This is a genomic window from Xanthomonas sp. A1809 (assembly GCF_017746015.1).
Classification (GTDB): Bacteria; Pseudomonadota; Gammaproteobacteria; order Xanthomonadales; family Xanthomonadaceae; genus Xanthomonas; species Xanthomonas euvesicatoria.
Genome location: NZ_JAGHWZ010000003.1, coordinates 179,386 through 192,703, shown reverse-complemented (window position 1 = coordinate 192,703; position 13,318 = coordinate 179,386). Strand labels below are relative to the sequence as shown.

Below are 13,318 nucleotides of genomic sequence, written 5' to 3'. Positions count from 1 at the left end.
GGCTCCAGGGTGTAGCGCGCCCACGCAGCTGTGCTACGGTCCGGCGCTGCATCCGCCTGGAGCAATCTGCATGTCGCCTCGCTTGATCGCCCCGCGTCGGGCCCGTTGGCTGGCAGTGCTTGCCGCTGTCGTCGCAGTTTTCGGCAACGCTGCGCCGCGCACGCCTGCAGCTGCCTTCGACGCGGTAGACCCGTTCATCGGCACCGGCGGCGAAGGCCATACCTATCCTGGCGCCACGGTGCCATTCGGTATGGTGCAGCTGAGCCCGGATACGCAAATCAAGCCGCGCAAGGACGCCTACGGCTGGGCGGCCGGCTACCGGCACAGCGACACCACCATCGTCGGGTTCTCGCACACGCATTTTTCCGGTTCCGGGCATTCGGATCTGGGCGACATCCTGCTGATGCCGCAAGCTGGCGCCATCAAGTTGGAACGCGGCGATGCCAGCAAGCCGGGCAGCGGCTATACCGCGCAGTTCGACCACACCAGCGAACAGGCGCAGCCCGGCTATTACGCAGTGACCCTGAAGGACCGCAACATCCGCGCCGAACTCACTGCCAGCGCGCGTGTGGGCGTGCACCGCTACCAGTTTCCGAAAGGCACGCCGGCGCATGTGCTGGTCGACCTGCGCACCAGCCTGTACGACTACCCCGGCAAGGTGCAGTGGTCGCGGCTGCGGGTGCGCAGCGATGGCACGGTGACCGGCTTTCGCGAAACGCGCGGTTGGGCGCCCGGCCGGCAGCTGTATTTCGCCATGCGCTTCTCGCGCCCGCTCACTGCCACGCAACTCCACGACACCGAACAGGACATCCCCTACAAGGGGTTCCCACCGCCGGGCGAAAAGAATCCTGCACAGCGCGCGCAGATTGAAGGCCGGCAACTGGTCGGCGTATTCGATGTCACCAACGACGGCACGCCGCTGGTGGTGAAGGTGGCGCTCTCGCCAGTCAGCGAGGCCGGTGCCATCGCCAACCTCGATGCCGAAATGCCCGGCTTCGATTTCGATCGCGTACGCGCCGATGCACGCGCGCAATGGACGCAGGCGCTGTCGGCGATCGATGCACAAGGCACCACGCAACAGCGCACCCAGCTCTACACCGCGCTGTATCACACCCTGCTGGGGCCAACGCTGTTCATGGACAGCGACGGCCGCTACCGCGGGCCAGACAATGCGGTGCATCAAGCAACTGGCTGGACCAACTATTCCACCTTCTCGCTGTGGGACACCTACCGCGCCCTGCATCCGCTGCTCACCCTGGTGCAGCCGGCACAACGCAGCAGCGACGTGGTCAATTCGCTGCTCGCCTCGCGTCGCCAAAGCGCCTACGGCATCCTGCCGGTATGGGCATTCCACGGCCTGGAAACCTGGTGCATGATCGGCTACCACGCCGTCGCGGTGATTGCCGACGCGTATATGAAAGGCATCGGCGGCTTCGACGCAGAGGAAGCCTTGCAGGCCATGGTCGCCAGCGCCAACTACGGCCCGTACGATGGCATTGCGCAATACCGTGAGCTGGGCTACGTGCCCATCGACGAAGAAGGCGAAGCCGCATCCAAGACGCTGGAATACGCCTTCGACGACTGGACCATCGCGCGCATGGCCGACAAGCTCGGCAAACCCGCCATCGCCGCAGAATTCAGCCAGCGCGCCGGCAACTGGAAGCATGCCTTCGACCCGGCCACCGGCTACATGCGCGCACGCACCCGCGCCGGCACCTTCCGCGAGCCGTTCGACCCGTCTGCCAGTGGCTACGGCAGCGACTACACCGAAGGCAACGCGTGGCAATACTCCTGGTACGTGCCGCAGGACGTGGCCGGGCTGGCTGCCGCGCATGGCGGCGACGACACATTGCTTGCCCGGCTGGATGCGGTGTTCGATGCCAAGGTGGACCCGAAGATCTTTGAGCACATGGAAGACATCACCGGCCTGATCGGCTGGTACGCGCACGGCAACGAACCCAGCCACCACGTTGCCTATCTGTATGCGTACGCAGGCCAACCGTGGCGCACGCAGGCGCGCCTGACCCAGATCATGCGCAGCCAGTATCACGCAGGGCCCGAGGGCCTGGCCGGCAACGACGACCTCGGCCAGATGTCGGCCTGGTACGTGTTCACCACGCTGGGTTTCTACCCGGTGGCGCCCGGCAGCAATCAATACATCATCGGCCGCCCGTTCCTGCCGCGCGCTACGCTCAACCTGCCCAATGGGAAGCGTTTCGCGATCATCGCCGAGGGCTTGAGCGATGCACGCAGCTACGTCGGCAGCGTCACGCTCAACGGCACACCGTTGACCCACGCTTACGTGACACACGAACAAATCCAGGCTGGCGGTGAATTGCGTTTCCGCATGCAGGCGAAACCGAATCAGCAGTGGGCCACCGACCCAGCGCAGCGGCCGTATTCGATGTCGGCGCAGCTGCAATGATCCAACGCAATTGCAAGGTAGCGGCCGGATGATCCTGTAGCGATGCAACCGCAGCAGATGCGGTGTCTGCGCGGCCACGAGCTGATGTTCGCTAGGTCGGTAGCGGCATTCGCAGTGGCACTCGGTTTCTGACTCGGTAACAGATCCGCATGCGCAAGCCGCACGCAGCGCGTTCCACCACCGCTGCCATGTCGCCAGCAGTGCCAGCGCCGTCGATTCCTGCATGACGCACGCGCTTGTCTGCCGCCGGTTTCTGAATGCGACGTTTTCAATGCCGAGGTGATCGCACGGCGTGCACCGCCGTCACGCATTCACATGATGCACAACTTTCGTTCACTGATACGCATCGCCTCGCTTTCCACACTGCCGGTCATCGGTACGCACGACGACTGCGTGCCTGCCCTTCCCCCAATGCAGGAGAGTGTGCATGTCCGGCACCAAGAATCAGTACGAAATGCAGAACCCGTTGACCCAGTTCCCGCAGCCGCAATTTCCGCACCAAACCCAGCAGGCACCGGGCACCATCCACGAACTGCAGCCCAAGGCAGACCATGGCGAGCACAGCTACAAGGGCTTCGGTCGTCTGCAGGGCCGCAAGGCCCTGATCACCGGCGCAGACTCCGGCATCGGGCGCGCCACCGCCATTGCCTTTGCACGCGAAGGTGCGGATATCGTGCTCAATTACCTGCCTGAAGAAGAACAGGACGCAGCCGAAGTGGTGCAGCTGATCCAGGCAGAAGGGCGCAAAGCCATCAGCGTTCCGGGTGACCTCAAGAACGAGGCGTTTTGCACCGAACTGGTGGACCGTGCAGTGAAAGAGCTCGGCGGGCTGGATGTCCTGGTCAATATCGCGGGCAAACAGACCGCCGTGAAAGACATCGCAGACATCACGACCGAGCAGTTCGACGCCACCTACAAGACCAACGTCTATGCGATGTTCTGGCTATGCAAGGCCGCCATCCCGCATTTGCCGCCGGGCGCATCCATCATCAACACCGGCTCGATCCAGTCGTACCAGCCCTCGCCGACGCTGCTCGACTACGCCTCCACCAAGGCGGCCATCGTCAACTTCACCAAGGGCCTGGCGCAGCAAGTTGCCGAGAAGGGGATCCGCGTCAACGCAGTCGCGCCCGGACCGGTGTGGACGCCGCTGCAGCCCAGCGGTGGTCAGCCGCCGGAAAAGATTCCCGATTTCGGCTCGGAGACGCCGCTCAAGCGCGCCGGCCAGCCGGTAGAAATGGCGCCGCTGTATGTGATTCTGGCATCGCAGGAATCGAGCTACGTCACCGGCGAAGTGTTCGGTGCCACCGGCGGCCTGCTGTTGTCTTGAGCCGTCCCGGCGCCGAGTTTCAGCGTGATGCCACCGGCACCTTGCCAATCGCCGCTTATGCGGCGATTGGCGACGGGCGCTCGGTGGCGTTATGCGGTGCCGATGGCAGCATCGATTGGTGGTGCGTGCCGAAGATGGACTCGCCGCCGTTGTTCGATCGCCTGTTGGATGCAGGCGAAGGCGGCTATTTTGCCCTCACGCCGCAACAGCTGCAGCAGGTACAGCGCCGATACCGTGATGGCAGCAATATTCTCGAAACGACCTTCAGCACCGCAACCGGCAGCGCACGTCTGACCGAGTCGCTCAACAGCGGCGAAGCCGGCCGGCTGCCGTGGTCGGAACTTGCGCGACGCATCGAAGGTCTCGAAGGCCGCGTTGTCTTCGACCTGATCTACCGCCCCGGTACACGTGCCGGAGAAGCCACTCCCTGGCAAAGCGAGACGCCGAACGGCCGTGTGCATCACGTCGGCCCGCTCATGACCATGCTGCGCTACGACACGGAGGCAGCGCAGATGGTGCACTGCGACGACCGCGGCGTGCACGCCACGCTGGCGATCCGCGCAGGCGACACACAGGTCGTTGCGTTGCTGGCCGCCGAAGAAGATGCGCTCCCGGTGCCCGCGCTGGAAGACATCGGTGGGCGCATCGAGCGCAGCGACCAGGAGTGGCGCGAGTGGAGCGGCAACCTGTCTTACGCCAATAGTTACCACGATGCGGTCGTGCGCTCTGCGCTGGCGCTCAAGTTCCTGTGGTTTTCGCCTACCGGCGCCATCGCCGCTGCGGTCACCACGTCATTGCCGGAGCAGATTGGCGCAAATGGCAATTGGGATTATCGCTATGCCTGGGTCCGCGATGCCGCCTACACCACCAAGGCCTTCCTGCGCGTGGGCGCATTGGCCGATGCCAAGGCCGCGTTTAGCTGGTTGATGCGCACCATCCGCCAGCATCGGCCTGGCGTGCGCCCCTGCTACACCCTGGATGGCGCGTTGGTGCCGGACGAACGCGAGATCGACATTCCCGGTTATTGCAATACGCGCCCGGTGCGGGTTGGCAACACCGCCAACAACCAGCTGCAGCTGTGCCTGTACGGCGATATCTTCGAAATGGCCGCGCGCTTTCTTGATGCCGGGCACATCCTGGACCAGGAAACCGCACGCCAGTTGTTCGAGCTCGGCAACGAATGCGCCAACACCTGGATGCGCAAGGACGCCGGCTTCTGGGAACTGGAAACCGCCGAGCATTACACCATGTCCAAAGTGGAATGCTGGCTGGCGCTACGCCGCGCCAGCGAGCTGGCCAAGGCCGGCCATCTCTCCACCGCGATGCTGCCACGCTGGGAACGCGAACAGGCGCGGATTCTCGAGTGGATCGACATGCACTGCTGGTCCGACGCCAAGCAGGCTTACACCTTCTACGCGGGCACCGACGACCTGGACGCAAGCCTGCTGTTGGCCTCGCGCTTTGGGCTGGGCGGGCCGCGCCGCCAGCGCATGATCGCCACCCGCGATGCCATTGCCTCAGAACTTGGCAGCGACGCATTGCTGCACCGCTACAGCGGCATGCAACAACGCGAAGGCGCATTTATTGCCTGCTCGTTCTGGCTGGTGGAAGCCTATGGCCTGCTCGGCGAGCGTGCTGAAGCCAGGCGCTTGTTCGAACAGTTGCTGGAACAGCTGGGCAACGATGTCGCGCTGATGCCGCAGATGCTGGACACGAGCACGGGCGCCGCGCTGGGCAACGTCCCGCAAGGCTTGAGCCACCTTGCGCTGATCCACGCGGCGCTGGCCGTGGATGGCGAATAAGCGAAGCGCAGCATCTGTCGCCTTCACCAGGCTGTTATCGCCGCAAACTCCTTCTCCCATCGGCAGAAGGAGCACGCTCGGTGGATGCAGCTGCGCCAGAACGCAGCTCAACCAAGTGCGTCGATTCGTTTACTGCGCCAGTACCACGGTCTGGATCGCATGCGCCGGAATCTCCAACGTGCTGGATGCCTCGCCCACATACAGGTTGTAAGCAATCGCAGCGTCGCTGGCATTCATGACCACCATGGCCAGGCTGCCATCGGTGTTGAGAAACGCGGTGGTTGCCAGATTGCTACGGCTGCTGGCTGCGCTGACCCGTCGTGCACCCGGCCGGATGAATTTGGAAAAGTGGCCGATGTACCAATAGCTCGGCGTGTAGATCACCTCGCCCGTGCGCGTATCGGCATGCACCGGCGCAAAGCAATAGTTGCCCACGTGGTTCGGCCCACCGTGTTGGTCGAGCAGAATGTTCCAGTCCGTCCAGCCCACTGCGCCATGATTGAGGTCGTTGATGATGGCCGTGCCGTAGCGCTCGCCATTGGGCCAGTACTGCAACTTGGCCGGGTCGAACTTTTCCACCGCCGCTTCGGTCAACAGCAAGTGCTTGTCCGGGTACGCCTGCGCCACTGCCGCCACGTTCTCCACCATCGGCTCGAATCCGGCCCAGGTTTCATACCAATGAAAGCCCATGCCCCACGCATATTTTGCCGCCTCCGGATCGTCGAAGATCACATGCGCGCGGTGCACCATCATGTCGCGGTTGTGGTCCCACACGATGATCTTGCGATCGCCGTAGCCGGCGCTGGCCATGGTGGGCCCGAGATGATGCTTCAAGAAGTCGCGTTCTTCCTCGGCCGAAAACAGCATCGACTCCCAGGTCTGCACCGCCATCGGCTCGTTCTGCAGGCTGATGCCCCAGATCGGGATGCCCGCTTTTTCGTATGCCGCGATAAAGCGCGTGTAGTAGCTTGCCCAGGCCTGCGCGTACTCGGGCAATAGCTTGCCGCCCTTGAGCATGGTCTTGCTGTCTTTCATGAAGGCCGGCGCACTCCATGGGCTGGCAAATGTGGTGAGCTTGCCGCCGGCCGCCGCAATCGCCTGGCGCAACATCGGGATGCGGTACTTGGCATCGTGCTTGACCGAAAAACTCTTCAGCGCCGCATCGCCCTCCTTGATGTAGGTGTAGCTGCCTCTACTGAAATCCGAGCTATGGATGGTGGTGCGCGCCAGCGTGTAGCCGATGCCCTGTTGCGGATCGTAGTAGGCCGTGAGCAACGCACGTTGCGTACGCTTGGGCAGCTTGGCAAAGGTCTCTGCGCTGGAATCGGTGATCGCGCCACCGATACCCAGCACCTGCTGAAATTGCCGCTGCGGATTGACGAAGATGGAGTTTTCTTTTTCGGTCAATGCATGGCCGGCGACAGGAGCGGCCGCCGTGCTGGCGCGCATCTGTTGCGTGGCGCCCTGAGAGCTGGTGTAGATACGCAACGCGCCATCGTTGTTCGTCGCTGGTGGGCTGGCATCCGATGCTGCCAGAGCTGCCGCGTGTGCCATGGCCGCCGTTGCGGCGCTCGCGCTGCTCGCCGTGCCCAGCCCCATCCCCAGCATTCCCACCACCGACCACGTCATCGCTCGCTTCACCGCGCACCCTCCCAGGTAGATCGCGCAAGCCTAACCGACCAACGCACCGCAACATCGCCTTCCAAACGAGCGCAAGCGCGAATCGAGCTTCCCTTCTCCCTCCGGGACATCGTTCCCCTTGATGGGGGAGAAGGTGGCGCGCAGGGCCGGATGAGGGGACGTGCACACGTGGCGATGCCGGCAGTTTGTGATGCATCACAAATTGCAGGAAATACAAAACTTCAATCTGCACCAATCCCAGCAACAGCACCCTCACCCCAGCCCCTCTCCCGCGGGGAGAGGGGCGTGATCACCTACGCGACAAACGATCCAGGATGCCTGGCACTTCCGGCGGGATCTCGCGCGCCAAGAAGCCCACCGTGCCGATGCGCTTTGCCAGTTGCTTGCCCGCCGCCGCATGCACGAACACGCCCCATAGCGCAGCGGTCAATGCATCGCTGCCCCGTGCAGCGAACCCTGCGATCAATCCGGCCAAGGTGTCGCCAGATCCCGACGTGCCCAACCCAGGCACGCCACCGCGATGCACCCACAACGCCCCGTCCGGCCCGGCGATAAAGCTGTCCGCGCCCTTGACGATCACCACGCTGCGCATTTTCTGCGCGAAGGTCAGCGCATACTCGCCGGGCGCCGCTTCCACTGCAGCCTTGTCGTCGCCGGCGAGCGTTGCCATTTCGCCGGCATGCGGCGTCAGGACAAATGGGCGCCCGGGCGGCGCACGCAGGCTGCGCGATAACGCACCGGCGTCCAACACCAAGGTACAGACCGCCTTTGCAGCGGCCAGCCTGACCAGCGCCGTTGTCGTTGTGGTGGACGCCATGCCCGGCCCGATCACGGCGGCGTCGCAGGCTGCCAGCGCCGCATCCAACGCACGGTGCCCGCGCGTGATCTCGCCCTGCCCGTTCTGCCCCAGCCCCAGCACCAATGCCTCGGGCACCGCCAGGGCCATGGCCGGCGCCACGCTGGCAGCGGTGGCGATCTGCAATTTGCCGGCGCCCGCGCGCAATGCAGCTTCTCCGGCCAGCAGTGCCGCACCGGGCACGCGCATCGAGCCACCCACCACCAACACGCGCCCCCGCTGCTCCTTGTCGCCGCCGGGCGATGGCAGCGGCATCGCACGCAATGCAGCAGCGCTCAGCGTGCGAAGGCGTGCGGCAGCCATCAGCGCGCTCCGGCCGGGCGGTCGGATTCGGTGGTTACCGGCTCATCGGCCAGCTCTGGCGGTACGAACTTGGTGCGCACCAACCGCAGCGATTGGCCATCGGCCGCGGCCGCATATTCGGTGACGCCACAATTGGGCACATCGCCTTCGCGGTCGATGGCCAGGATGGTGGCCTCGTCCATCCGCTCGATCAGGTAACGGAAGCAATTGACGATCACTTGGTGCCCCACGATCAGCACGCGCGCCCCCACATGGTTGCGCTGCAGGTCGCCCACGATGCTGCGCAACCGAAAGATCACATCGCACCAGCTCTCGCCACCAGGCGGGCGAAAATAGAACTTGCCCACCAGCTTGCGCTGCTCGGCCAGCTCCGGAAACGTCGCCAGGATGCCGGACGTGGTGTAGCGGTCGAGCACGCCGAATTCTTTCTCGCGCAGCCGCTCGTCCACGCTGACCGCATCGGCCGGCCGGCCGAGCGCACGCGCAACCGCAGCGGCGGTCTGCCGCGCGCGCACATAGGTCGAACTCAGGATCAAGGTCGGCCGCTCGTGTTCGGGGAGCCCAGCCATCCACGCGCCCAAGGCTTCGGCCTGGCGCTCGCCCAGCGCCGAGAGCGGCACGTCCGCATCGCGGTGCTCCAGGTCGATCAGCGTCGCGCCATTGGACTCGGCCACATCGCGCGCCACGTTGCCTGCGCTTTGCCCATGCCGCACCACCCACAGGCGCGCCGGCCACTGCGCCGACACCCCTGCAACCGCACTGTCCTCACTCACATCCGTCTCCTGCATCACGTCGGCACCACGTGTCGCACAGCCGCCGTGAACGGGTGGTCGACCATGCGTGCGGCCATGCGCCGCCGCGCTACCGGTGTCATGCATGAGCCCGCACACGGTGCATGCCGCAAGGAACATGCGCCATGGCACGGACCAACGCCGCTCCAACGGATGCATAACCCTGGCTCGGTATACTGCAGGCCCCCGCCACGCCGCTCGCCCATGTCCAACGTCCTTCAGCTGCGCACCGCAAAACAGCGCGAAGAGCTCCTGCTAGACGACGTACTGGATGCCGCCGAACGCTGCATCGACGAGATCGGCCTTTCGGCCACCAGCTTCGAACTCATCGCCGAACGCACCCGTCTGTCATGCGGCAGCCTGCTGCAGCGCTTCGAAGACAAGGACGCGCTGGTGCGCGCATTGCTCGAACGCAACTACATGCGCGCCATCCGTCAGATGTGGCTGGTGGAACGCCCGGCCAACGTGCACGTGGTGGACTTCATCGCCGGCCTGCTCGAAGACTGGCTGCTGCAGGAAATCAACATCAAGCGCACCCGCATCGACCTGGAGCTGCACCTGGCCACCCTGCGCGACCCGGTGCTGGCCGCCTTCATGCGCCGGCAGAGCGCATCGCTGATCGAACACCTCAGCGCATTGCTCAAGCGCCTGCTCCGCGGCCATACCGACACCGCCAGCAGCGAACACGAATTCCAGGCCCGCGTCTTCGCCGTCGCTGCCATGTGCGGCGGCCTGCACAGCGTGATGACCAGCGGCATGGAACTCAACCGCATGCATCTGCAGTTGATCCTGCGGGAGAGTTTGTCGGGCATCCTCAAGTCGGCGCCGGTGTAATCCTCGAGCAGCACCGGCTCGGCGATTGCGGGCCGCGCCCCGGCACCTGGCCGGCAGGCGCGCTCAACCTGCCGACGACGTGGATGCCTCTTCCGCTGCACGCGCTCTGGCGGCCTGCAGTAGCCGGGCGACCAGGCCGTACGCATCGTTGCCGGCCCCGCGCGCTGCTCGCCATAGGTCTGGTGGCAGACGGGAACGTTCTACCGTCATGAGGTGCATCAGATCCCTGGCCAAGGCCAGCCGCTCGCCTTCGTCCATGCCAGGCCCAGGAGGGTCGGCGTCCAATCTGGTCACCATGTCGACCGCCTGATCCAGGCAGGCCTCGGTGGCTCCCAACTCGCTTGCGCGCTGCGCCTTGGTCGGCACTTCGTACCACCGGCTTTGCGCCTCCACGTAGCGCGCGGCCAACACGTCGGCCAGCCCCATTCCCAGGAATGCGGCCAGCGCTCCCACTGCCTGGTAGCCACTGACTACAGCAAGATTCTTGTAATACAGGTCATCGTTGAAATAGCCGTAGGCCGCCGCTGCAGGCGCCTGGATTGCCGCAAAACCGCCCCATACTGCGGCCCCGACGGCGCCCAAATGGGCCATCGTTCGCCCTAGATTGACGAGGGGGACGCCACGCGGCGTGCCAGGCGCCCTCAGCCGCGCCTCGCGCACGGGGCGCCGCGGCAGGCTCTGGGCCAACTGCGTATTGGCATGCGGGTCGTTGGCCGGTGCAGGCGGGCCGGCATCTGCCACGGTCGCACCCTCTTGCTGCTCGCGCCTGGCGCCTCGGCGCGTGACGGACGTCAATGCTAAAGGCCGCATCGTCACTTCTCCGCTATCGATGCGCGCCATTGTTCCCCAGCGTGATCGGGCATGACGCATCCGGCCGAAAAACCATTGCCGAACACGAAACAAGCGGCACGGAGCTTGCCAAAGTGCGCAGGCGGTGCACGCACGCGCCACGTATCGCCGCAGGCAAACCAGCAGGGTGGCTGGCGATCGTGTTGAACGCGCACGTTGGCCACCACAGCCGGCGCCGATCCCGCCGCGCCAGCGGCCAAGACATGCAGCAGCCGCGCAACTTCGCCCACGCCTGCACTGCTTCGTGCATTGCTCCCTCCGCATGCACCACTGCCTCAATGATGATCAAAGTGACGCAGCCGGCATCGCCGCTGAGTGGCCCCTGGTGCCAGCGGCTCACTCCAGCTGCCGCGTGTTGCAAGCGAACCGCCAGAGCCACCTCCCCTGATCGTTGACCACACTGTCCTCGACCATGAAACAGATCTCCGGCAACTTCACTCTCCCTTCCACGGCGCTGCGCGCAGACGCAGAGCGCGATGCGCCCGAAACTGCACAGGCGCCCGAACCACACACCCCGCCCCATCCTGTCGCAGACCATCCGCTCAACCTGCTGGAAAAAAGAAGAAGCATCACCGGCGTACTTGCCGACGAACGTAAGCGCCTGGAGGTCGTGGTGCCCCGCCTGCAGGCAGCGTTGGCACCGCACACCTGGTCCTCATCCAGTAGCGACTCGCCAACGACGCCTCTCACCGGCCGCAGCCCCCGTCTGGGCCCGCAACCCGGCTCACCGACCTGGGCCTGTCTGCTGGAGACGCCGGCGCGCCTGTCGGCCCTTGCGGGCGCCGACAGCAGTGACGCATTCCAGAACTTGCGCAACGCACGGCGGCTGGTCAGCGATACGCGTCATGCCCGGCAGCACGTCGTGCTGAGCCCGCGCCTGGTGAAATCGCTGACCAGCCGATCCGAACGCCCGGACTTGATCCAGAAGCTCTCGGCATTGAAGCCCGGCGCCCTGGATGTAGACAATGGGTTTGTCCACGTGACGCTGGAAACCGGGCACGCAGGCACTGCAGGAACGCTGGACGCCATGCCCACCGTCGGCACCGGCGCATCCGCCTCGACCTACGCGGTGCGGCTGGCCGAAGATCTTTGGCAGGGCGGGCAAAATTGCGGACGCGACTTCATCTTCAAGGCCTTGTTGCGCACCGACCCGCAACGGCCGATCCCGCCGACACTGTGCGACCCTGCCACCGCTGCAGACGCACCGGCGCTGCAGCAAAGGATCGCTGCGCGCAAAGCCATGATCTTCCAGGAATATCAAATGATCAGGTCGGTCGATGCGGTGCCGTATATCGTCCGCGCCCACGGCGTAGTGCAGATCGAACACACCTTCGGAATCTTGCTGGAAAAAATCGACGGCATCAGCGTGCGCAGCATGATTGGCCGCGCACGCATCGCGCTGCAGCAAGGCGCCATCACTGCAATGGAGTATCTCGGCCTGGCCCGGCAGCTGATGGCCGACGTACTGGTGGGCATCGCCTGCTGCGAAGACGCCGGCATCGTGCATCAGGATATCTCGCACAACAACGTCATGTACGACCAACCCATGAAGATCTTCCGGCTGATCGACATGGGGCTCGGCGCAGAAGAAGGCGACCCTAACCGCGGCGGTACACCGGGCTTTTACGACTTGAGCACCCCTGCCAGGCATGCGCGCGACGTCTACAGCGTGGCGCAACTGCTGGTGCATGTGCTCAAGCGCCCCGACTACAACATGGGCATGATCGGGATCAATCGCGCCAAGACCGCAGACACCTTCCCCTTCATGGATGCGTTGCAGGCTCTCCCGGCCGACCACAAGCGCATTGTGGTCCGCTTCTTCAACAGCATGCTGGACGACGGAACCGGCGAGCGCACCAAGGCAGAGAGACTGCTGCGCGACCCCTTTTTCACCGAACCGCCGCTCCCGCCCCGTGATCGGATGCACCGCACCTACGAAAAACTGAAGCGCTTGCCTTCTTTTTAGCAGCAATTATTTTCAGCAGCGCCCCCGGTTATAGGTGAGCGCGAGCCGATGGACCAAGTAGGGTGTAGTGGCCGAGCCTCGAAGCGCGGGATTGAAAGACAAGTGAGGCAAGTGTGCCCGCACGCGCGCAGCCTGAGCGCTGATTCGGGCATTCAATCGGCACCGCTGCGTGCTGCCATACCCGTGCCGGTGATGCGCCCATTCGGCGGTGATCCAGACGGCAACAAAATCCAGAGGGCACAACACGTCATGGCTGCGGATGCGTGCCTTCGACGACAGCGCACTCCACATCGTCCAGCACCCGTCCCACCTGCTCAGCCAGCAGCTCCAGACAAAACGCCAACTCGTCCATGCAGATGGCCGGCTGCCTAGCCTGCTCTTCGGCCTGCGTGCGCGGCTGCGCAAGGCGCGCCAAAAAGCGCATGTGGTCGCGTAGTTGCTGCAGGCGGTGTTGCGCGTGTTCTGGCAGGTAGTAGCCAGTGTTCACACTCAGGTGTTGATCAGCCCCGGTCATTCGATCT

The 13,318-nt window shown here is 64.6% G+C and carries 10 protein-coding genes; 5 read left to right on the top strand and 5 right to left on the bottom strand.

Annotation, left to right across the window (positions count from 1 at the left end):
- Positions 1 to 70 precede the first annotated feature (70 nt).
- From J7396_RS01960 to J7396_RS01950, 3 genes are all read left to right on the top strand, one after another.
- Entirely contained in the window at positions 71 to 2,425 is a 2,355-nt protein-coding gene (locus J7396_RS01960) for a GH92 family glycosyl hydrolase (RefSeq protein ID WP_008574133.1), read from the top strand.
- Positions 2,426 to 2,852: 427 nt separating this feature from the next.
- A complete protein-coding gene (locus J7396_RS01955) occupies positions 2,853 to 3,755 on the top strand; it encodes an SDR family oxidoreductase (RefSeq protein ID WP_029818864.1) in 903 nt (300 codons plus the stop codon).
- Positions 3,752 to 5,557: a glycoside hydrolase family 15 protein gene (locus J7396_RS01950; RefSeq protein WP_209260877.1), complete on the top strand. Its 1,806-nt coding sequence runs from the start codon at positions 3,752 to 3,754 to the stop codon at positions 5,555 to 5,557. The genes J7396_RS01955 and J7396_RS01950 overlap by 4 nt, the downstream gene beginning before the upstream one ends.
- 129 nt (positions 5,558 to 5,686) lie before the next feature.
- Here J7396_RS01950 and J7396_RS01945 read toward each other — a convergent pair whose 3' ends face one another.
- From J7396_RS01945 to J7396_RS01935, 3 genes are all read right to left on the bottom strand, one after another.
- Positions 5,687 to 7,165 (bottom strand): glycoside hydrolase family 30 protein, encoded by a 1,479-nt coding sequence (locus J7396_RS01945; protein ID WP_031421508.1) that lies wholly within the window; start codon positions 7,163 to 7,165, stop codon positions 5,687 to 5,689.
- A 322-nt stretch (positions 7,166 to 7,487) separates the two neighbouring features.
- Positions 7,488 to 8,357: an NAD(P)H-hydrate dehydratase gene (locus tag J7396_RS01940; protein WP_122272187.1), complete on the bottom strand. Its 870-nt coding sequence runs from the start codon at positions 8,355 to 8,357 to the stop codon at positions 7,488 to 7,490.
- Complete coding sequence (locus tag J7396_RS01935; protein ID WP_209260876.1) at positions 8,357 to 9,145, bottom strand: histidine phosphatase family protein; 789 nt, start codon at positions 9,143 to 9,145, stop codon at positions 8,357 to 8,359. Before J7396_RS01935 ends, J7396_RS01940 begins: the two co-directional genes overlap by 1 nt.
- Before the next feature lie 207 nt (positions 9,146 to 9,352).
- Here J7396_RS01935 and J7396_RS01930 point away from each other — a divergent pair, with 207 nt between their 5' ends.
- Positions 9,353 to 9,982: a TetR/AcrR family transcriptional regulator gene (locus J7396_RS01930; protein ID WP_008574141.1), complete on the top strand. Its 630-nt coding sequence runs from the start codon at positions 9,353 to 9,355 to the stop codon at positions 9,980 to 9,982.
- Between the two features lie 63 nt (positions 9,983 to 10,045).
- Here the strand turns inward: J7396_RS01930 and xopAV are convergent, their stop codons facing one another.
- Positions 10,046 to 10,822, bottom strand: a complete 777-nt coding sequence (gene xopAV / locus J7396_RS01925; RefSeq protein WP_209260875.1) for a type III secretion system effector XopAV — start codon at positions 10,820 to 10,822, stop codon at positions 10,046 to 10,048.
- Between the two features lie 400 nt (positions 10,823 to 11,222).
- Between xopAV and J7396_RS01920 the strand changes: the two genes are divergently transcribed.
- Positions 11,223 to 12,797 carry a serine/threonine-protein kinase gene (locus J7396_RS01920; protein ID WP_209260874.1) on the top strand — a complete coding sequence of 525 codons (1,575 nt, stop codon included), beginning with the start codon at positions 11,223 to 11,225 and terminating at the stop codon, positions 12,795 to 12,797.
- A 247-nt stretch (positions 12,798 to 13,044) separates the two neighbouring features.
- Here J7396_RS01920 and J7396_RS01915 read toward each other — a convergent pair whose 3' ends face one another.
- Positions 13,045 to 13,311, bottom strand: coding sequence for a hypothetical protein (locus J7396_RS01915; RefSeq protein WP_209260873.1), 267 nt, complete (start codon positions 13,309 to 13,311; stop codon positions 13,045 to 13,047).
- Positions 13,312 to 13,318 lie beyond the last annotated feature (7 nt).